Source organism: Raineyella sp. W15-4 (assembly GCF_033170155.1).
Lineage (GTDB): Bacteria > Actinomycetota > Actinomycetes > Propionibacteriales > Propionibacteriaceae > Raineyella.
Genome location: NZ_CP137079.1, coordinates 2,121,930 through 2,142,432, shown reverse-complemented (window position 1 = coordinate 2,142,432; position 20,503 = coordinate 2,121,930). Strand labels below are relative to the sequence as shown.

Annotated in this window: 12 protein-coding genes; 5 read left to right on the top strand and 7 right to left on the bottom strand. The window is 75.3% G+C overall.

Annotated elements, in window-relative coordinates:
* Positions 1–33: 33 nt before the first annotated feature.
* Positions 34–528, top strand: a complete 495-nt coding sequence (locus tag R0145_RS09945; protein ID WP_317836661.1) for a DUF6912 family protein — start codon at positions 34–36, stop codon at positions 526–528.
* A gap of 5 nt (positions 529–533) precedes the next feature.
* Here the strand turns inward: R0145_RS09945 and R0145_RS09940 are convergent, their stop codons facing one another.
* Entirely contained in the window at positions 534–1,004 is a 471-nt protein-coding gene (locus R0145_RS09940; RefSeq protein ID WP_317836660.1) for a DUF2505 domain-containing protein, read from the bottom strand.
* Between the two features lie 34 nt (positions 1,005–1,038).
* Here R0145_RS09940 and R0145_RS09935 point away from each other — a divergent pair, with 34 nt between their 5' ends.
* On the top strand, positions 1,039–1,884 hold the full coding sequence (locus R0145_RS09935; RefSeq protein WP_317836659.1) for a PHP domain-containing protein: 846 nt from the start codon (positions 1,039–1,041) through the stop codon (positions 1,882–1,884).
* Positions 1,885–1,908: 24 nt separating this feature from the next.
* Here the strand turns inward: R0145_RS09935 and R0145_RS09930 are convergent, their stop codons facing one another.
* The 3 genes from R0145_RS09930 to R0145_RS09920 all read right to left on the bottom strand — a co-directional run bounded on the left by R0145_RS09930 (position 1,909) and on the right by R0145_RS09920 (position 4,597).
* The gene (locus tag R0145_RS09930; protein ID WP_317836658.1) at positions 1,909–2,724 is read right to left on the bottom strand and encodes an alpha/beta hydrolase; all 816 of its coding nucleotides are present in this window, start codon (positions 2,722–2,724) and stop codon (positions 1,909–1,911) included.
* A gap of 7 nt (positions 2,725–2,731) precedes the next feature.
* The gene (locus tag R0145_RS09925; RefSeq protein WP_317840207.1) at positions 2,732–4,207 is read right to left on the bottom strand and encodes a DEAD/DEAH box helicase; all 1,476 of its coding nucleotides are present in this window, start codon (positions 4,205–4,207) and stop codon (positions 2,732–2,734) included.
* Positions 4,208–4,372: 165 nt separating this feature from the next.
* Positions 4,373–4,597, bottom strand: coding sequence for a DUF3107 domain-containing protein (locus R0145_RS09920; RefSeq protein WP_317836657.1), 225 nt, complete (start codon positions 4,595–4,597; stop codon positions 4,373–4,375).
* Between the two features lie 170 nt (positions 4,598–4,767).
* Between R0145_RS09920 and R0145_RS09915 the strand changes: the two genes are divergently transcribed.
* Genes R0145_RS09915 through nudC form a run of 3 tightly spaced genes read left to right on the top strand, consistent with a single transcriptional unit; the run spans position 4,768 to position 11,955 of the window.
* Positions 4,768–7,878 (top strand): ATP-dependent DNA helicase, encoded by a 3,111-nt coding sequence (locus R0145_RS09915; RefSeq protein WP_317836656.1) that lies wholly within the window; start codon positions 4,768–4,770, stop codon positions 7,876–7,878.
* Positions 7,878–11,057, top strand: a complete 3,180-nt coding sequence (locus R0145_RS09910) for an ATP-dependent DNA helicase (protein WP_317836655.1) — start codon at positions 7,878–7,880, stop codon at positions 11,055–11,057. The genes R0145_RS09915 and R0145_RS09910 overlap by 1 nt, the downstream gene beginning before the upstream one ends.
* 10 nt (positions 11,058–11,067) lie before the next feature.
* Positions 11,068–11,955, top strand: a complete 888-nt coding sequence (gene nudC / locus R0145_RS09905) for an NAD(+) diphosphatase (RefSeq protein WP_317836654.1) — start codon at positions 11,068–11,070, stop codon at positions 11,953–11,955.
* Between the two features lie 14 nt (positions 11,956–11,969).
* On the opposite strand, the gene recD is transcribed toward nudC, so the two are convergent.
* From recD to R0145_RS09890, 3 genes are read right to left on the bottom strand one after another with little or no spacing between them, the layout of a single operon-like run.
* Entirely contained in the window at positions 11,970–13,868 is a 1,899-nt protein-coding gene (recD, locus tag R0145_RS09900; RefSeq protein ID WP_317836653.1) for an exodeoxyribonuclease V subunit alpha, read from the bottom strand.
* Positions 13,865–17,233 (bottom strand): UvrD-helicase domain-containing protein, encoded by a 3,369-nt coding sequence (locus R0145_RS09895; protein ID WP_317836652.1) that lies wholly within the window; start codon positions 17,231–17,233, stop codon positions 13,865–13,867. The genes recD and R0145_RS09895 overlap by 4 nt, the downstream gene beginning before the upstream one ends.
* Positions 17,230–20,478, bottom strand: a complete 3,249-nt coding sequence (locus R0145_RS09890; RefSeq protein ID WP_317836651.1) for an exodeoxyribonuclease V subunit gamma — start codon at positions 20,476–20,478, stop codon at positions 17,230–17,232. Before R0145_RS09890 ends, R0145_RS09895 begins: the two co-directional genes overlap by 4 nt.
* Positions 20,479–20,503 lie beyond the last annotated feature (25 nt).

Sequence of the window (20,503 nt, the reverse complement as noted above, 5' to 3'; positions counted from 1 at the left end):
ACTCCGGACGGCTCGGGGCACTAGCCTGAGGCCATGGCCAGCGCACGCACCACCCGGACCGTCTACCTGCCCTCGGCGCCAGGGGCGGCGGAGGAGTTCCGCCGGTCCGGACGCCTGGATCGCGCCGAGGGGATCAGCGTCGACGTGGCGTACGCCCGGCGGCGCGACCTGGACCTGGCGGTGCCGGACGACGAGGAGGAGGCCGATTTCTGGGCCCTCACCGACGCCGCGGCGCGCAGCCTGGCCGGCTCATCCGCCGGCCCGCGGTTCGTGGTGGCGGTCCGGGTCCGTCCGGACCAGCTGGTGGCGGACCCGGAGGCCGGATCGGGCCGGGTCACCGTGTCGGGCGTCGACTGGGCGCAGGTGAGCGCGCTGTTCGTCGACGAGCCGGCGGCGCTGCCCGCGGTCGCCGCGGCTCGGGCCGTACGCACCGAGCCGGCCGCCTTCGCCGAACACATCGCGGCCCTGGTCGCCGAGCACGACCTGCTCTGGTACGCCCCCGACGAACTCGACGCGCTGCTCGGCTGAGGGCCTCAGGCCAGAAGGTAGCGGCGTGCGACCTTCTCCTGCACCTCGACGCCCGCGGTGAGCGCGGGGGCGGCCGCCTGCTCGAGCTTGCGGCCGACCAGCGGCAGCCTGACCACCAGGTCACCGGAGACGACGATCTGGCTGCCACTCGGGGTGGGGGAGAGCACCGCCGCGCCGGTCATCCGCCCCGGCGTGCCGGGCACGTCCACGACCAGGTCCGCGATCCGGGTGCCGTCGGCGGACGCCGTGCCCCAGAGATAGGTCTCCACCACGGTGATGGTGTCACCGACGAACTTCCGCGCCACGTCGGGCGACGGCATGCTGCGTGACATCTTGGTGCGGTTGCCGATCGCCTCGACCTCGTACGCCACGGCGCCGCCGAGCCGGCAGACCTCCTCGAGGAAGGCCCGATCGGTCTGCATCGCGAAGACGCGGACCGGATCGGCGGGGAACAGTGCGGTCGCGGAGATCTGCATGGAACCCATGGTGCCACCCCCTACCATGAGTGCCATGACCGTCCCGGGCCGGATCGACCTGCACACCCACTCCTCCGTGTCGGACGGTACCGACACCCCGGCCGAGCTGGTCCGGGCGGCGGCGCGCAGCGGCCTGGCCGTGGTGGCCCTCACCGACCACGACACCTGGGACGGGCTGGCGGAGGCGGCCCGGACGGGTGCCGAGATCGGTCTCGAGGTCGTGCCGGGCGTCGAGATGTCCTGCGGGCACCGCGGCAGCTCGGTCCACCTGCTCGGCTACGGTGGGGACCGGACGGACCCGGCCTGGGCCGCCGAACTGGCCCGGATCCGGGACGGGCGGACCGAACGGATCCCGGCGATGCTGCGCCGGCTCGCCGCGCTGGGCATGCCGCTGACCGAGGAGGAGGTGGCCGCCCAGGCCCGGAACACCCCGTCGATCGGCCGGCCGCACATCGCCGACGCCCTGGTCGCCAGGGGCTATGTCGCGAGCCGCGACGAGGCGTTCGCCGGCTACCTGGCGGAGGGCGGCCCGGCGTACGTGGACCGCTACGCCCCGGACGTCTTCGCCGCCGTCCGGACGGTGCGGGCGGCCGGGGCGGTCCCGGTGATCGCCCACCCGTGGGGTCGGGACTCGAAGCGGGCATTGCCGCTGGAGGTGCTGGGCGAGCTGCTGGCCGCCGGGGTGGCCGGCTGGGAGGTCGACCATGTCGAGCACGGGCCCGAGGACCGGCGGCGGCTGCGGGCGTACGCCACCACCCACGGGGCGCTGATCACGGGTTCCAGTGACTACCACGGCACCGGCAAGACGCACAATCCGCTGGGTTGCGAGGTCACCGACCCGGAGCAGTACGCCCGGCTGCGGGAGCTGATGGGCGGCTGAGCCCTGACGTCCGTCGACGCCGGCCTAGTCGAGCTCGAGGAAGTTCTGCACCAGCGCCCGCGCGGTGGCCTCCGGCCGGTCCTCGGCCGGATGGTCGGAACAGCCCTTGAGGACCACCGGGTCGGCGCCGAACTTGCGGGCCATCGCCACCTGGGCACGGATCGGCCAGGAGTCGGCGTACTCGCCGTACACCACGTGGAAGTCGATCCCGGTGGCGCACAGCAGCCCGGAGCGGTCCGGGGTGTGCTCGGCGGCGTCGATCATCGCAGCGACGGCCCGCGGATCTGTGCGGGCCAGCCGTTCGTCGAGGAACGCCGACGGGTGGTCCACCGTCAGCCCGAGCAGGTCGAGGAACTCCCGGTGGATCTCCGCCAGCGGGCGGTGTTCGGCGAGGGCGTCCTCGACGAAGCCGAGCGGCCGGGTGCGGCCCAGGCCGCCGGGGCCGGAACTCACCAGGGTGACCGAGTCCCAGAAGTCCGGTTCGAGCAGGGCCGCCTCCTCGGCGACCAGTCCGCCGAAGCCCTGACCGACCAGGTGGACCGGGATGTCGGAGCCGATCTCGTCGACCAGGGCGATGACGTCCTCGGCGAAGACCGCCAGCGAGAACGGCCCGGGGGAGGCGGACTCGTAGCAGCCGCGCAGGTCGAGCGCGCAGGCGGTGAAGCCCTCCTCGGCGAGCGCCGGCAGCACGGTGTCGAAGTCCTCCTTCGACCCGAAGATGCCGTGCACGAGGATGACCACACCGCGCTCGTCATCGGGGCTGCAGGTGTGCAGCGCCAACGACGTGCCGTCGTCGAGGTCGACGACGGCCTTCTCGATCGGCCAGTCGGACTCGGTCATCCGGATCTCATTCCGCCGGGGGCGGGGCCGTGGCGGCCCCCTCACTCTCGCGTCGGATCCGGCGCCGACGGCGTCGGCGGGGTGCCGTCTCGCCGGTGGTCGGCTGGGTCGGTTCGGTCGCGGCCCCCTTCGTGGCGCCCTCGGCCGGCTGGGCGCCCGAACGGGTCGGCGACCGGTGGCCCGGCCGGCGCCCGCCGGTGGCCCGGCCGGAGCCCTTGGCGGACCCGGCGCCGCCCTTGTGTCCCGCCGTGCCGCTGGTCGGCCGGGGCGGGCCGACCTGGCCGGTGGACTCCGGGTCGATGTCCAGCTCGGCGAACAGGTGGTCGGAAGTGGAATAGGTCTCCTGGGGGTCGGCCAGGTCGAGGCCCAGGGTCTTGTTGATCACCTTCCACCGGGTCACATCGGCCCAGTCGACCAGCGTGACGGCGACCCCCTCGGCCCCGGCGCGGCCGGTGCGGCCGATCCGGTGGACGTACGTGCTGGAGTCCTCCGGGCACTCGTAGTTGATCACGTGGGTGACGCCGGTGACGTCGATCCCGCGGGCCGCGACATCGGTGGCCACCAGGACGTCGATCCGACCTTCCCGGAACCGGCGCAGCGCCTGCTCCCGGGCGGCCTGGGTGCGGTCACCGTGGATCGCCGCGGCGGCGAAGCCCCGCTCGCACAGGTCGTCGGCCACCCGCTGCGCCTCGCGCTTGGTCCGGCAGAAGATCATCACCCGGTCGCGAGCCCTCGCCTGCAGGATCCGGGCGACCAGTTCCGGCTTGTCCAGCGGGTGGGCCTGGTAGATGAACTGCCGGGTGGCCGGGACGGTCTGCACATCCTCCTGGTGCTCGGCGCGGATGTTCACCGGCGAGTGCAGGTGGGTCCGGGCCAGCGCGACGATCGGGGCGGGCATGGTGGCGGAGAACATCAACGTCTGACGGTTCCGCGCCGTCTTGGACAGCAGTCGCTCGACGTCGGGGAGGAAACCGAGGTCGAGCATCTCGTCGGCCTCGTCGAGGACCGCGATGCGCACCCGGGACAGGTCCAGGGCGCGCCGGTCGGCCAGATCCAGCAGCCGGCCCGGCGTCCCCACGACGACGTCGATGCCGTCGGCAAGGGCGGCCAGCTGCGGCTCGTACGGGGTGCCGCCGTAGACGGTGAGGATCCGTGCGGTGGTCCGGGCGGCGGCGGTGCCGAGATCCTTGCCGACCTGGTTGGCCAGCTCCCGGGTGGGGGCGATGACCAGCGCCTGCGGGCTGGTGCCGTGGCCGTCCTCGGCGTCGGCCGGCAGGGCGATCCGCTGCAGCAGCGGCAGCCCGAACGCAAGGGTCTTGCCGGTCCCGGTGCGGGCCTGCCCGATCAGGTCGGTGCCCTGCAGGGCGATCGGGATGGCCATCTCCTGGATGGGGAACGGATGGACGATGCCGTGCTCGGCGAGGGCGTCGCCGAAAGCGGCATCGATGCCGAGATCCGTGAAGGTGGTGGTGTTGTCTGTCAGGGCTCTGGCCTTTGCAGTCGCGGGCGCTGCGCACGATGGTGCGGCGTCCTGCTTGGACGCGCTCTTCGGCTCGGCACGCCCGGGAGGTACGGTGGCGCCCCGCTGAGGGGCTCGTCACGCGACCAGTCTAGCCCAGCGGCCGGCAGTGCCCCGCGACCGCGATCCTCAGAGGCTGCCGAAGCCCACCGGACGGGCGTTGGGCTGCCCGATCTCGACGTACGCGACGGCGTCGGCCGGGATCAGCACCTGGCGGCCGTGGGTGTCGGTGAGGGACAGCACAGTGCCGTCCAGGAGCGCCTTCTCGAAGGTCGCCTTGAACGCGTCGACTGTCTGGTCGAGGTCGACGACGACCTCACGGGCAAGATTCTTGACGCCGATCTTGATCTCCACCGGTGTGCCTCTCTGCTCGGGTATGGCTGCCCTCCACCGTGCCACATCGGGGTCCCCGGGGCGACAGCCGTTCGCTGACGGCGGAGACGCCGGCGACCGGTGGGTGATGGATCCGGGCGGCTCGGGCGGGTCTCCCGGGCGATGTCAGTGGCCTCTGCTGGGATGAGTACGTGGAGGCGACGAGATCGGCGAACGTGTTGAACGACGGGATCCGCCGGCTGGATGCCGGCCCGGTCCTCGACCCGGCCCAGCAGGTGCTGGTCGACCACCGGCGTGGCCCGCTGCTGGTGCTCGGTGCCGCCGGCACGGGCAAGACCACGGCACTGGTCGAGGCCGCCGTCGCCGCCGTCCGTGACCACCGGGTCGCGCCGGAGCGACTCCTCGTCCTCACCTTCTCCCGGGCCGCCGCCCGGGGACTGGCCGAGCGGATCGCCGAGCGCCTCGGGGAGGCCGGGGCGGCCGTGCCGGTCCTCAGCATCCACGGCCTGTGCCACGCCCTGTGGGCCGAGGCGCACCGGGGTGATCCCTGGCGGGTGCTGACCGCGCCGGAGCAGGAGCTGCGGCTGCGGGAGGTACTGGCGGGATCGGCCGAGCCGTGGCCCGAGGACATCCGTCCGGCGGTCGGCACCCGGGCCTTCGCCCGCGAGCTGCGTGACCTGGTGGCCCGGGCCCGCCAGCTCGGCCTGGATCCGGCCGACATCGCCGGGTTCGGGCGGGCCGATGGCAGGCCCGCGTGGGTGCGGGCGGCGCACCTGTTCGAGGAGTACCTCGACGTGCTCGACGCCGAGCGGGTGCTCGACTACGACGAACTGGTGCACCGGGTGCGGATTCTGCTGGCCGACCCGCGATCGGGGGACGCGCTGCGGGCCCGCTGGGACCAGGTCCTGGTCGACGACCTGCAGGACGCGGTGCCGGCCCACGCGGCGCTGCTGCGCGACCTGGTGCCGCCCGGCTCGCCGGCCGGTCTGCTGGTGACGGCGGACCCGGATCGCGCGGTGTACTCCTTCCGCGGGGCGGACGGGGGAGTGGTCGCTCGGTTCCCCGCCGACCACGCCGGTGCCGGGGGCGGACCCGCCCCGGTGCACGTGCTGGGCACCGACCACCGACGCGGTGACCTGCTCTCGCGGGTGGTGCACGCCCCGCTGACCCGCCGGGCGCGGCCGGTGACCCTGCCGGACTGGCGTGGCCCCGCCGCCGGGCGGGTGTCGGAGGGCTCGGCCCGCCTGCTGCTGTGCAGCGACGCCCGGCAGGAGGCACAGGTGGTGGCCCGGGCCCTGCTGACCGCCCACGAGGAACGCCGGATCGGCTGGCACCGGATGGCGGTCGTGGTCCGTTCCCGCGGTGCCGACGAGTCCGTGCTGCGCCGCAGACTGGTCCGGGCCGGGATCCCGGTGGCGGTGGCCGACGACACCCCCCTGATCGACGAACCCGCCGTCCGGGTGCTGGTGGAGGTGCTGGAAGCGGCGCTCGGCCCGGAGGAGATCGGGACCGAGGCGCTGGAACGGCTGGCCCTCGGCCCGCTGGGCGCCGTCGATCCACTGGATCTGCGACGGCACCGCCGGTTGCTGGCCGCTCCGGGATCGACCGAGCAGCCGGCCGGCCTGGCCCACGTCCACCGACGGTTGGCGGCGGTCCGGGCGGCGGTCACGGCCACCCGGGAGGCGATCGCGACGGCGGGCAGCGCCGAGGAGGTGCTGTGGGCCGGGTGGGCGGCCACCGACTGGCCGCAACGGCTCCGGGAGACGGCACTCGGTGGCGGCACCGACGCCCCGCGGGCGGATCGCGACCTCGACGCGGTGCTGGCGTTGTTCGACTTCGCGGCCCGGAGCGGCGCCCGGCGGGGAAGGGGAGCCGCCCAGGACCTGGTCGAGGAGGTGCGTCATCAGGAGATCGCCGTCGACGCCCGGATGACCCGGCGGTGGCAGCCGGACACCGTGGAGGTCCTCCCCCCGCACCGTTGCGCGGGACGGGAATGGGACCTGGTCGTGGTGGCCGGGGTCCAGGAGGGGATCTGGCCCGCGCCGCGGCACAGCCGGTCGTTGCTGGGGACCGACCGGTTGGGACCGGCGGGGCCGACGCCGCCGCTGACCCAGGGCGAGGTGCTGGCCGAGGAACGGCGGCTGTTCCATCTGGCCTGTTCCCGGGCCCGCGACGCGCTGCTCGTCACCGCGGTCGCGGACGGCGACGGGGAGGCCGGTCCGCCGTCCCGCTTCCTCGCCGAGCTCGGTCTGGCGGAGACCGGGTCCGACCCGGACGTCGGGCCGTCGCCGAGCGCGGCCTCCCTGGTCGGTGAGTTGCGCTCGGTGGGGGCCGATCCGGCGGTGAGCCCGTTGCTGCGCGACCAGGCCGCGGTGGTGCTGGCCCGGCTCGCCGACCAGGTGCCGGCGGCGGCGCCCCGCACCTGGTGGGCGGTGCGGGGGACGACCCGGCGGCCGGAGCCGCTGGTCCCGTCGGACCAGCCGGTGGTGCTCTCGCCGAGCTGGGTGGATGCCCTGCGCCGGTGCCCGCGGCGGTGGTTCCTGGAGCGGCGGGCCGGGGCGGCGGAGGCGACCACCGAGGCGGCGACGGTCGGCACGCTCGTCCACGAGCTGGCCCGGCGGGCGAGCCTGGGGGAGATCGGCCCGGGGCAGTTGCGCGCCGCGTTCGACGAAGCCTGGGTGGCCGTCGCGACCGGGCCGGCGTGGCGGCAGGACGCCCGGCGCGAGCGGGCGTGGAGCATGGTGGAGGCTTGGCGCTCGTGGGACGCGGACCGGCCGGCGGGTGCGCTGGTCGGGGCCGAGGTGGGGTTCCGGTGTGAGCTGCCGGTCGAACTGCCCGACGGGCGTACGGATCGGGTGCAGGTGCGTGGGACCGTGGACCGGCTGGAGCTGATCGACGGCCGACCGGTCGTCGTGGACTACAAGACCGGCCGCAAGGCCACCGCCGGCCAGGTCGCCACGCTCGGCCAGTTGGGGGTGTACCAGCTGGCCGTCCGGGCCGGAGCCTTCGACGAGGTGACCGGCGGCGCGCACCACCGCCCCGGCGCCGCCCTCGCGGTCTACCTGGACGCGGGGGAGGGCGATCCCCGGGCCGCCACCCTCGGCCAGCCCTCGCTCGACGACGTCCCCGTTCCGGACCGGCTTCCCGACGGCCTCGACCTCGGTGCCGCCCCGGACTGGGCCTCGGCGGCGGTGGCGCAGGCGGCCCGGATCGTCCGGGACGAGGATTTCCGGGCCCGCCGGGGGACCCACTGCCGGGGCTGCCCGTTCAGCGCCGAATGCCCACTGCGGGGGACCCGGTGATGACGGCGGTCGACGGTCCGACGCTGTGCCGGCTGGTCGGGATCCCGTTCTCCGACGAGCAACTCGCCGCGATCATGGCACCCCTGGAACCCGGCGTGATCATCGCCGGGGCCGGCACCGGCAAGACGACGGTGATGGCGGCGCGGGTGGTCTGGCTGGTCGCCTCCGGACTGGTCCGGCCCGACCAGGTGCTGGGACTGACCTTCACCCGGCGGGCCGCGCGGGAACTGGCGACCCGCATCCGGGTCTCGCTGGACGGCGCCGGCCTGCTCGGGACGGCCGAGGAGTCCGCCGGGGCGACGGTGGCGACGTACGACTCCTTCGCCGGGATGCTGTCCGCCGAGCACGGGCCCCGACTCGGGGTGGAGGGCGACCTGCGCCTCGTCGACGACGCCGAGCTCCATGCCCTGGCCGACCGGGTGGTCGCCGGCGGCCGGATCGCGGCCCCCGGACTCGCCGAGCTGTCGGTGGCCACCGTCGTCGAACGGGTGGTGGCGCTGAGCGGGGAGATGCTGGCCAACGGGGTGTCGACCGAGCAGCTGCTCGACCAGTGCCGGACCTTCCGGGCCGAGCTCGAGGCGGCGCCGCAGTACCGGGGCAGGCCGTACAAGGACGTGACGGACGCGCTCGGGGTGGACCGGACCCGACGGGAGCTGGTCGGCTTCGTCGGCGACCTGTGGGCGGCCAAGGCCCGCGAGGGGGTGGTCGAGTTCGCCGACCGGACGGCCCTGGCGGCCCGGCTGGCGACCGAGGTCGCGGGGGTCGGCCGGCGATTGCGCGAGGAGTTCCGGGTGGTGCTGCTGGACGAGTACCAGGACACCTCCGCCGCCCAGACCAGCATGCTCGCCGGCCTGTTCTCCGGGCCCGACCCGGCCTCCGGGCGGGGATTCCCGGTGACCGCCGTCGGCGATCCGCTGCAGGCGATCTACGAGTGGCGGGGGGCGGCCGTCGGCACCATCGCCGGGTTCCCCACCCGGTTCCCGGCCACCGACGGCGCGCCGGCGCGGCGGTTCACCCTGCGGACGAACCGCCGCTCGGGCACCGCGATCCTGGCAGTCGCCAACGAGGTCTCCGCGCCGCTGCGCGCCGCGGGCGGGCCTGCCTGCCCCGAGGCCCTGGTCGGCCCGGACCGGGCCGAGCCCGGTGAGGTCACCGTGCACCGGGCGCTCAGTTGGGACGACGAGCTGGACCACGTCGTCCGGACCCTCCTCGAGGAGCACCAGCGGGGGGTCGCCTGGGCCGACATCGCCGTGCTGGGACGGCGCCGGGCGGATCTCGCCGTCCTGCACCGGGTCCTGGACGACGCCGGCGTCCCGGCGGCGCTGGTCGGGCTGGGGGGCCTGCTGGAGCTGCCCGAATGCGCCCAGGTGATCGCCGTCCTCCGGCTGCTCCACGACGTGACCGACAACCGATCCGCGGTGACCGTGCTCGCCGGGCCCCGCTGGCGTCTCGGCCACCGTGACCTGGCCGCGCTGGCGCACCGCGCCCGCCTGCTGGCCGGTGAGGGAGAGGACCTCTGCCTGCTGGATGCAGTGGACGATCCGGGCCCCGGGGAGCTGTCCGCCGAGGCCCGGGAACGGGTCTCGGCCCTCTCTGTGGAGCTGGCACGGCTGCGCCGTCACGCCGGGGACCCGATCGGTGAACTGGTCGCCCGGGTGGTCCGTGCCACCGGGATCGTCCCGGAACTGCTGGCGGACCGGGGGCCGGACGGTGCCCGTCAGCTGGACGCCCTGATCGAGGCCGTCGAGGAGTACGGCTCGCGGCGCGCCGCCGCCGGGCTGGCCGGCCTGCTGGCCTGGTTCGACGCCGAGATCCGGGTCGGGCGGGGCATCGAACAGGCCCCGCCGCCCGCCCGGGACGCGGTCACCCTGTTGACCGTGCACGCCTCGAAGGGTCTGGAGTGGGACGTGGTCCTGCTGCCCGCCGTGGTCGACGGGGTCTTCCCCAGCACCCCGACACCGGCCGACTGGACCCGGTCGGCGCAGGTGCTGCCGTTCGAGCTGCGTGGGGACGCCGACGGCCTGCCCCACCCGGTGGAGGTGACCCGGAAAGGCCTGCAGCAGTGGCGCGACGAGCTCAAGGACCTCGCCCGTGACGGGGAGCGACGCCTCGGCTACGTTGCGGTCTCCCGGGCCCGGCACCGGCTGCATGTCTCCGGCCATCACTGGCACCCGGACACCGTGGGCGAGCGACGCGAATCGCCGTTCCTCCGCGCCGCCCGGACCGTGCTGGGACAGCCCGAGGAGGTGCCGGAGGGGGCGAAGACGGCCAACCCGTATGCCGAGCGGGCACGGGAGGACACCCTCCCGTCCGGGCCCGGCGTCGGGCCCGGGCCCGGCATCGGGCCCGGCGGCGTCGACCTGGAGGCCAGCCGCGAGCTCGCCGTGGCGGTGGACCGGTGGCGGGCCACCCTCGCCGGCGGTGGCCGGCCGGTGCCGGCAACGGACGCCGACAGCGCTGCCCGGGCGGCCCGCTGGCGTGCGGAGAGCGACCGGATCATCGCCCGGCTGCGGGCCCGCCGCTCCCCGGCCGACGTCGAGCGGCCCGGCCGGCTCTCGGTGACCGAGATCGTCCGGGGCATCGCCGACCCGGAGGCGCTGCGCGCGCAGGTGCGCCGCCCGATGCCCGTCCAGCCGTCGCGGCGGGCGACCCTGGGCACCCGGTTCCATGCCTGGGTGGAGGACCGGTTCCGCCACCAGGGCACGCTCGACGTCCGCTTCGAGGAAGGGCTCGAGGGGGAGGAGGGGATCGCCGTCGGGCGGCAGCGGTCGGCCGCCGACGACACGATGCTGGCCGAGTTCGAGCTGCTGTGCCGGGCGTTCGAGGCGGGCCGGTTCGCCGACCGCCAGCCGCTGGCTCTCGAGCTGCCGTTCGGCCTTTCCCTCGGCGGACGGCTGGTGCGCGGCCGGATCGACGCCGTCTACCGGCAGCCGGCCGGGGCGGGCACCGACTACCTGGTGGTCGACTGGAAGACCCACCGCGGCGGGGCGGCCGACCCGTTGCAGCTGGCCCTCTACCGGCTGGCGGCGGCGTGGGCGTACGGGGTCGGGGTGGACCGGGTCGCCGCCGGCTTCTACTACGTCCGCCACGACCGGTTCGACCTCGTCGAGGACCTCCCGGTCGTCGACGAACTGGTCGCCGACGTGTCCCGGCTCACCGCCGTCCTGGGCCGGGATTAGGCTGGGCGCCGTGATCGACTGGTCAGCCGCGAGCATCCTGGACCGCAGCGAGGAGCACCGGGACGACGCCGGGTGGGTGGAACAGCAGTGGCGATCACCGGACGCGGTGCTGCTGCCGGTCGGCCCGGGCGGCCGACTGCCCGTCGGACCGGGCCCCGCACTGCGCTTCGCGCCGACCGCAGGAGACCTGGACCCCGCGACGACGCACCTGCTCGGCGTGGCCGCCGGCCGACCGGTCTTCTGCCGGGTCGTCGACGAGGTGACGGGCGAGACGGCAACCGTCCGCGAGATCGGTCACCGGCTCGCCGAGGACCAGGCCGACGTCGCCTTCTGCGCCACCTCGCTCGCCAACTGGCATCGGATCGAGCCCCGCTGCACCGCCTGCGGCGCCCTCACCGACCCGCGCCGCGCGGGCCTGATGCGGCACTGCCCGGAGTGCGGCCGGGACACCTGGCCGCGCACCGACCCGGCCGTCATCGTCGCGGTGACGAACGCCGCCGACGAGATCCTGCTGGCCCACCAGCCGGTCTGGGCGGCCGGCCGGGTGTCGGTGCTGGCGGGCTTCGTCGAGACCGGGGAATCCCTGGAACAGGCGATCCACCGGGAGATCCTCGAAGAATCGGGGATCCGGCTGGGCGACCTGTGCTATGTCGCCAGCCAGCCCTGGCCCTATCCCCGGTCCCTGATGCTGGGCTTCCGGGCTGCCGCGGTGACCACCCGGATCACCGTCGACGCCGAGGAACTGGCCTGGGGCCGGTGGTTCGGCCGGGCGGACGTCCGCGCCGGATGGGCCGATGGCAGCCTGGTGCTGCCGCCGCGCTCCTCGATCGCCCGCCGGCTGATCGAGGACTGGCTCGGCGAGGACGGGCAGGGACCGCTGGAACGCGTCCCGGCCTGAGCGGCTCGGTCCCGCTACTCCGGGTCGTCCCGGTCGCCGGCCAGTCCGGACGCGCGATTGGCCCGCCGGGAGACTGCCTCCCGCAGGGCGGCGCGGGTGCCGTAGAGATGGACTGCGCCGGACGCCCGGGTGATCGCCGTGTAGAGCAGCTCCCGGGTGAGCAGCGCCGACCCCTGGTCGGGGAGGACCACCGACACCTCACGGAACTGGCTGCCCTGCGCCTTGTGAATGGTGCTGGCGTACATCGGGACCAGCCCGGTGAGCTGCACCGGGGCGAGGAACCGTACGCTCCGCTCGTGCAGGTCGGCCAGGGCGAGCCGCCGGCCGGCCGGCGTGCGGACCACCGCCCCGACGTCCCCGTTGAAGACCTGCAGCGCCGTGTCCCGGCGGGTCACCAGGAGCGGCTCGCCGATCGCCGTCGCCTCCTCCCCGGAACGTTCCAGCCAGCTGCGGGCGATCCGGTTCCAGGTGGCCACCCCCGCCGGTCCACGGCGATGGGCGCAGAGCAGACGATGCTGGTCCAACACCGCGAGCGCACCCTCGGCGTCGCCCTGCTCGGCCCGGCGTTCCAGCTCCGACCCCCAGGCCAGCATCCGGTCGTGGAGGGTGGCGTACGCCGGGTCGGCCGGGCCGCGGGAGACCGGGGTGAAGGTGACGTTGTCGCCCGGTCCCAGCCCGTCGATCAGGGCGTCGACACGCCTGGGATCGCCGTCCCGGATCGCTCGGGCCAGGTCGGCGATCCGGCCCTGGAACCGCCAGGTGTGGCCGAGCCGGACCAGTCCCGGACGGGCCAGCGCCGGACGGTCGACCGGGTCGACCAGCCGGCCGAGCAACTCCCGGGTCGCCGTCGTGGCGCGGCCGGCCGGGTCCTGGGCCCGGACCAGGGCACCGATGTCGGAGAACACCGCGCCGGCCTCCACCGAGGCGAGCTGGTCGGGGTCGCCGACGAGCAGCAGCCGGGCGTCCGGGCGGGTCGCCTCGAGCAGCCGGGCCATCAGCGACAGCGACACCATCGACATCTCGTCGACCACGATCAGGTCGTACGGCAGGGGCCGGGTGCGGTCGTGCGCGAAACGCGTCGTGCTGTCCCGCCGCCAGCCCAGCAGCCCGTGCACCGTGGTGGCGTGCAGCCGGCCGAGCCGCCGTACCACCGCCGGGTCGGCGTCACCGATCGAGGCCAACGCGTCCTTGATCGCCTCACCCATCCGGGCGGCCGCCTTGCCGGTGGGCGCGGCCAACCCGATGTGCAGGTCCGGCTCCAGGGTCGCGAGGACCACCAGGATCCGGGCGATGGTCGCGGTCTTGCCCGTGCCGGGGCCGCCCTGCAGCACGCACAGGCGGGTCGCCACGGTCGTCGCGGCCGCCGCCCGTTGCTGATCCGGCTCCCCGGGGGCCAGGCCCCCGGGGCCCTCCACCCGGGGGAACACCGCCCGCAGGGTCGCGGCGATCCGGTCCCGGTCCGCCCCGACCAGCGGGGTGCTGCGGCGGATGTCCACATCGGCACGGACCAACTGCTCGTCGCGCCAGTAGCGATCCAGATAGAGCAGCGAGCCCACCAGCCGCAACGGTCGCCCCGGCGGCCCGTCCACGCCGACGCTGACCAGCGGGCTGTCCCGCAGGCAGGCCAGCCAGTCGGCCAGCTCCGGCCAGTCCAGGGCGGAGACATCGACCGCGTTCTCGTCGCTCTCGAAGATCGCCTCCCGGACGCCGGCCAGGTCGATGCACACCGACCCGGCGCGCACCGCCCGGATCGCCAGGGCGATGGCCAGCGGTACCCGGGGGTCGGTCGCCCCGCCGAGGAAGGCCAGCTGTTGGGCGGCCTGCACATCGGCGAAGCCGAACACGCCGGCCTCGTCGAAGGCGGCGACCGGCCCGGTCCCGATCACGCTGGTGGATCCGGCAACGCTCGTCATGGCCGTGGCCTCCCGTCGGTGATCAGGTCGGCGATCTCGACGACCAGCGGGGCCGGCGGTCGCCAGGCGAACACTCCGTACGGCACCTCGCCGGCCACCGGCGTGTCCGGGCCGACCATGCCGCGCAGGAAGAGGTAGCGGATCCCGCCCAGCTGCTCCTCGGGACGGTAGCCGGGCAGCCGCCAGCTGAGGAACCGGTGCAGGGCGACCGAGTAGAGCAGCGCCTGCAGCGGATAGTGCGCGGCCGTCATCGCCCCGGCCAGCGCCGCCGGGGCGTACGGCGCCAGCCGCAGCGCGCCGTCGGTGGGTGACCCGCCCAGCCAGTTGGTCTTGTAGTCCACCACCACGAACCGCGGCGTGGCGCCACCGACCCGCAGCACGGCGTCGATGCTGCCGGTGAGGAACCCGCGCAGCGTCTGGTCGCCCAGCCCGGGGGCCCGCAGCTGCGCCGGATAGCCGACCAGCGGGTCGTCCGCCGGCAGGTGACGGTCCAGGGCGTCGGCGATGTCGGCGAGCAGGGAGGCCTCCCCGGGCCGGTCACCGCCGCCGAGCGGCAGCTCGAAGTCGAGCTCGCTGAGCCGGTCGCCGAGCGCGATGTCGGCCAGGGTGGTCCCGGCCAGGTCCGCACCGAGCGGCGTACCGGTCGCCGCCCTCAGGGCGGCGGCGAGCACCGGCGGGTCCAGCCCGTCCAGCGGGGAGCCCGCCACGGCGGCGTCGACGAGCTGCTCGAACGGCGGCCCGGACGGGTCCCAGGCCTCGAGCACCGCGTGGACCAAGGTGCCGAACCGCGTTCCGGCCGGCAACAGGCCCCACGGGGAGGTCCGGCCCGCCGCCGGATCGGTCGCTCCGGACCCGGGCCCGCCGGCGTCCGGCCCGAGGGACGGCCCGTCCAGGGCGGGCTCGTCGTCGGCCCGCTGACCGTCGAACAGCGCCGCCTCGGAGACCTGGTCGTGCTGGGCCGCGGTCAGGCCGGTGTAGGAGGTCCGACGCCAGCCGGTGTCGAGCGGGCGGTCGAACCGGCGCAGCAGGGGCGGCGGGGCCGGTTCCGGCCGGGCCGGGGCCCGGAGGGGCTCCGCGTCGTCGGCCACGTACGCCACCCGCACCCCGGCCAGCGGCGGCGGGGTCTGGTCCTCGGCGACCGGGACCACCCGGGGCAGCGTGCCGTCGGCGGCCCGCTCGCCGAACAGCGCCCGCTGCAGCGGGGAGGCCGGGGCGTTCTTCTCGTGCGGTGCCCACCAGGCGATCACCTGGGAGGCGGCCCGGGTCATCGCGACGTAGAGCACCCGGAGCTGTTCCCCGGCGTCCTCCTCCAGAGCGATCCGGTGACGGGCCCGGGAGGACGGATCCCGCCGCCCCCCGACGTCCACCAGTCGGTCGCCGGCCCGGTCGTGGACCGTGAACGCCTCGGGCACCGCCTCGTCCTTCGCGGCCGGACGGACGTCGGCCATGTCGGGCAACAGGACGATCGGGAACTCCAGCCCCTTGGCGGAGTGCACGGTGAACACCTGGATCGCCTCCGCTTCGGTCTCCAGCCGCAGCGCGTGCTCGTCGTCCGTGGTGCGTCCGGCCGTTGACATCGCGTCGTCCAACCAGGCGAGGAGCCGGCGGGGGGCGAGATGGCCGTCGGTCTCCGCCTCGTGCAGCAGCTGCCCGATGTGGCGCAGGTCGGTGATCTCGCGTTCCGACCCGGTCCGGGTGATCGACCCGGCGGCCAGTTCCCCCTCGTCGAGTGCCGCCTCGAGCACCGCCGCCACGCCGTGCCGTTGCCACCGCCGGCCCCAGGTCCGGGCCCGGATGAACAGCACCGAGCGGTCATTCTCGTCGGCGCGGATCAGCTCCTCGAGTCCCCATCCGACGAAGGGCCCCAGGGCGAGGCGGTGGACGGCGGGCGGCTGCGGATCCAGCAGTGTCGCCAACAGGTCGCGCCAGGCGGCAGCCGCCGGCGACCGGAAGACGCTGTCGGCCCCGTTCAGCACCGCCGGGATGCCATGGCCGGTGAGCGCCCGGGCCATCCGCTCGGCGGCGATGTTGGTGCGGGTCAGCACGGCGAGGTCGCGGGGACGGACCGGCCGGGCCCGGTCCCCGTCGTCGATGGTGGTGCCGTCGGTGAGCAGCCGGGTGATCACCGCGACGGCATCGCGTCGGATCCGCTCGCGCTGGGCACTGATGCTGCGGTACGTACGGGAGAGCCGGCGCAGCTCCATCCCCGGGCAGGGCGTCCCGACCGGATCGCGCAGCCGCGAGCCGTCGTGGTGGGCCCGCACCGGCACCAGGGTGATGTCGGGATCACCGAGCGCGGTGCGACCGAGGACCGCCTCGACGGCGCGGACGACGCTCTGATCCGAGCGCCAATTGGTGGTCAGCGTCAGGCGCCGGTCCGCCTGCTGGGCAGCGGCCAGGTAGGTCTGCACATCACCGCCGCGGAAGCCGTAGATCGCCTGCTTGGGGTCCCCGATCAGGAACAGGTCGCTGTGCCCGTGGAAGGCGGTCCGCAGGACCTCCCACTGCCGGGGGTCGGTGTCCTGGAACTCGTCGACCATCACCACCCGATAGGCCTTGCGCAGCCGGGCCGCGGTGGCCGCCGCCGTGGCGGGGTGGCGCAGGGCGGCGGCGAGCCGGCCGATCAGGTCGTCGTACGTGTACCGCCCCTGGGACCGCAGCCGGCGCTCCACCTCCCGGCGGGCGCGGCCGGCGAAGTCGACCCGGGCCGCGGTAGCGGCGTCGTCGGCCGGATCGGGCACGATCGGTGCGGACGGTGTCGCCACCGCGGCGGCGGCGAGGGTCCGGGCCACCTCCGGAGAGAACGGCGGGGTCGCCAGCCCGCCGAACAGTGCCAGGTGGAGGTCGTCGGCGACCTCGGTCGCGATCGGATGGTGATCCGGCAGCAGGGAGGTGCCGCCGCGGTGCCCGGACAGCAGGCCGAGCCGGTCGAGCATCGTCCCGGCGAACTCGTGGATGGTGGCGATCGTGGCGGCGTCGAAGTCGGCGAGGGCCTCGGCGAGGCGGTGCTGGGTGGTGGCCCCGGGCGGACCGGCGCGGAGCGCTTGCCACAGCGGGTCCTCCTCCGGCCCGGCCGGTGTGGCAAGGACCCGGCGGGCCTCCGCCAGCCGGGAGCGCACCCGGGAGCGCAGCTCGCGGGCCGCCTTCCGGGTGAAGGTGATCAGCAGGATCGAATGCAGCGGGGTGCCCCGGGCGACCGAGAGGACGACCAGCGAGGCGATGGTGTGCGTCTTCCCGGTGCCGGCGCTGGCCTCCAGCAGCGTCGTGCCGTTCGGCAGCGGCGCGGCGAGGTCGAGCGGGTCACCGGCCGGCGCGTCGACGGCGGGGCCGGGCGTCAGGAGCGGGGTCTCGGGCATGGGGATCATCGGTGTTGCTCCGCCTCCTCGAGGGGGGACCACAGTCCCCTGGCCAGGTCGGCGATCCAGGTGGGCTCGTCGCCGATCGACGGCAGCCGCGCCGGCCGAGGAGCCCGGACCAGGGCCTGCAGGTCGGGCCCCCACAACAGCTCCCAGTTGGCGTCACGCTCCTGCTCCCAGGCCTGGAGCAGGGCCCGATGACCCCACAGCTCGGCGCCGCCGGTGCCCGGACGGACGCTGCTCTGCAGCGCCGCCCCGGTCCGCAGCGGCAGCGGCAGCGGTGTGGTGAGTCCCAGCGTCGCCACCCGCACCCACCGGTCGAGCAGGAAGCGGGCGGTCGCCGGGTCGGGGGCGGCCAGCCCGATCAGGTCGTTGCGGCCGACCAGCTGGGCGCGGGGCCGCTCGACCACCTCGGCGGCGGCCAGGGACAGCAGGTCGAACCAGGCGGTCAGCCGGTGCCGTGGCCCGATCCGGCCGTACGCCACGGTGACCACCGAGGACCCCCGGGTGGTGACGTCGGCGCTCAGCACCAGGTCGTCCGCCAGCGGCACCCGGACGTGCCGGGTCTGCGGAGCCTCCGCCCGCAGGGCGGCGGACTCCCGCAGGATGCGGTCCACCGTCGCCCGGATCCGGTCCAGGATCCCGGCACCGGCGGCGCCGGGCGGCAGGGTCCCTCGCAGCTGCTCGGCCCGCAGCGCCTCGTCGAGGCCGTCACCACGCAGGGTGGCCGCCAACACCCGGCTGCCGCACGCCCAGACACCCAGCCCGTCGAGTCCGAGCGGCATCGCGTCGGCGGGCTCGTCCTCCTCGGTCCACCGGGTGAAGCCGGCCCGGCGGCGCAGGAACGCCCGAGCGGGGTGGGTCAGCACGTCGACGACATCGGCCAGCGGCACCACCCCGTCGGCCCACTCCCAGGCGGGGATCCGCAGTCGGTGGGCGAGCGGCTCCTCGGCCCGCCGGTCGGTGGCCGGCGACAGCGCGGCCAGGGCACGGGCGCCGGCGGCCGCGGCCGGGTCGAATCCGGACAGCGCCGAGGCCCGGTAGCGGGCCGCCGCCGGGTCGCCGAACGTCGCGGGTGCGTACGGTTGCAGCGGATGGCGGGCGACCAGCGCATCCTCGACCCGGTCGCCCTCCGGCAGTGCGAGCATCGGCCGCAGCGCGTCGAGCAGGTCGCTGACCACCACCGCCGGCGGCCGGGTCTCGCCGGTCCGCGGGTCGGCGCCGGTCCAGGTGAGCACCAGGTGCTGGCGGGCGGCGCGGACCAGGTCGAGGAAGAGCTGGCGGTCGTGATGCCGCGGCCCGAGCGCGGCCGGCTCCGGGGCCAGGTCGAGGAGGTTGTCGCCGTCGGCACGTTCCGGCCTGGGCAGCCGGCCGTCGTCCAGACCCGCCACACAGACCACCCGGTAGGGGACGTGCCGGGCCGGGGTGAGCGAGCAGACGGTCATCGCACCGGACCGGAACGCGGAGCGTGGCACCCGGCCCTGCACCGCGTCGTCGAGCAGGTCGAGCAGGTCGTCCAGCGCGAGCGGCGGGGCGTCGGCCGGAGCCGCCTCGGCGACCTCGGCCAGGATCCGCCAGGCGTGGTCCAGCTGCCAGGCCCGTTCGGGCGCCGGCTCCATCAGCTGCTCGATCGCCTCGCGGCAGATGGTCGCCCACTCGGCGGCGGTGTGCGGATCGTCGGCGGCGCGGGCGAGCCGGATCAACCGGGCCATCAGCTCGGCCACCGCCCCGACCACCTCGATGTCGGAGGACCCCACGTCGTCGAGCGGCAGCCCGCTGCGGACGGCGTACGACCCGTCCTCGGTCATCGCGATGCCGACCAGCATCCGGTTCAGCCCGCTCAGCCAGGTGTTCGCCCCGACCCCGGCCAGGCCGAACCGGTCGCGGTGGGCGGCGTTCATGCCCCACCGCACTCCCGCGGCGGCGATCAGCTGGTGCGCCCGCGCCACGTCGTCCTCCTCCAGCCCGAAGCGCCGGGCCACCGGATCGGCCCCGAGGAAGGCCTCCAGCTCTGTCGCGCCGGCCCGGCCCCGGCCCATCGTCAGGGCCTCGACCAGCCGGCTGAGCAGTTCGTTGTGCTCCCGCCGGTCCGGGTCGGCGAACCGCACCGGGATGGCCCGGGCCGGATGACCGCCCGGTCGCTCCGGGTCGGTGGCGGCGAACGCCGCCGCCAGCACCGGCAGCAGGGCCGGATCGGCGCAGGCGACGAGAATGTCACGCGGTTCCAGGGTCGGGTCGTCGGCGAGCAGCCCGCAGATCACCTCGCGGAGCACCTCCGCCTGCCGGTCGGGGCCGTGGCAGGAGTGCAACGAGATGCTGGTGTCGTCCGGCTCCGGTGGCGCGGGGGGACTCACTTCGCCCCGTGCCAGGTCGTGCTGCAGCCGGTCCAGCAGCGTACGCCGCGGCGCCTCCGCCGGCCGGTGCTCCACCACCCGGGCGCCGGCGTCCAGCAGGGCGGTCCGGGTCGCTGCGGACTCGCGGTCGAGGACGCCCGTCAGCGGATGGATCCCCGCCCCGGCCGAGGTCCCCGGCAGCCACAGCCGCACCTGGTGCGACCGGGACAGGGCGGTGAGCAGCCGGATCTCCGGCGCGCTCAGCGCGCCCGGGGCCCAGCTGTCGATCGCCGCGGGGACCCCGGGCAGCGGGCCGTTCCCCAGCACCTCCTCGACCAACGGGATCCGGGAGACCGGGTCGGGCACCGCTGCGGTCTGGGGCCGGGCCAGCAGGGCGCGCCACAGCGGCGGCTGCCAGGCCAGGTCCGCGGGCACCCCGGCATCCTGCCCGGCCGCCCAGCCCGCCAGCAGCTCGGGTCGGCGGCGGGTGTAGTCGAGTAGCACCTCGGCGACGTGTCGGGCCAGCCACACCGTGCCGCCGGCCGTCCGCTGTGCCTCCTGCCAGGCCCCCAGGGTGCTGCCCCGCCAGCGGTCGGTGTCGGTGAGCAGGGCCGCCACGTGCCAGCCCAGCCGGCCCGGCCGCCAGGGGTCGGTGGCCGGATCGACGCCGATCGCCCGGGCGGTCACCTCCCGCAGCCAACCGGCGAGCGGCGGCATCGCGATGCCCGCGGAGATCCCGAGCGTACGGGTGAGCCGGTGCGCCAGCCAGCGCTGGGTGCCGGGTCCCTCGCAGGTGATCAGCAACTCGTCGAACACATCGGCCGGAGGCGCGGCCGACGCCTCGGCCAGGGCGTCGGCGAGCACCTCGGCATCCGCCCCGAGGTGGAGGGTGGGGCGGCCGGTCGGCGTGGAGTGGATCATGATGGCCACCACCCTAGAGGAGGGT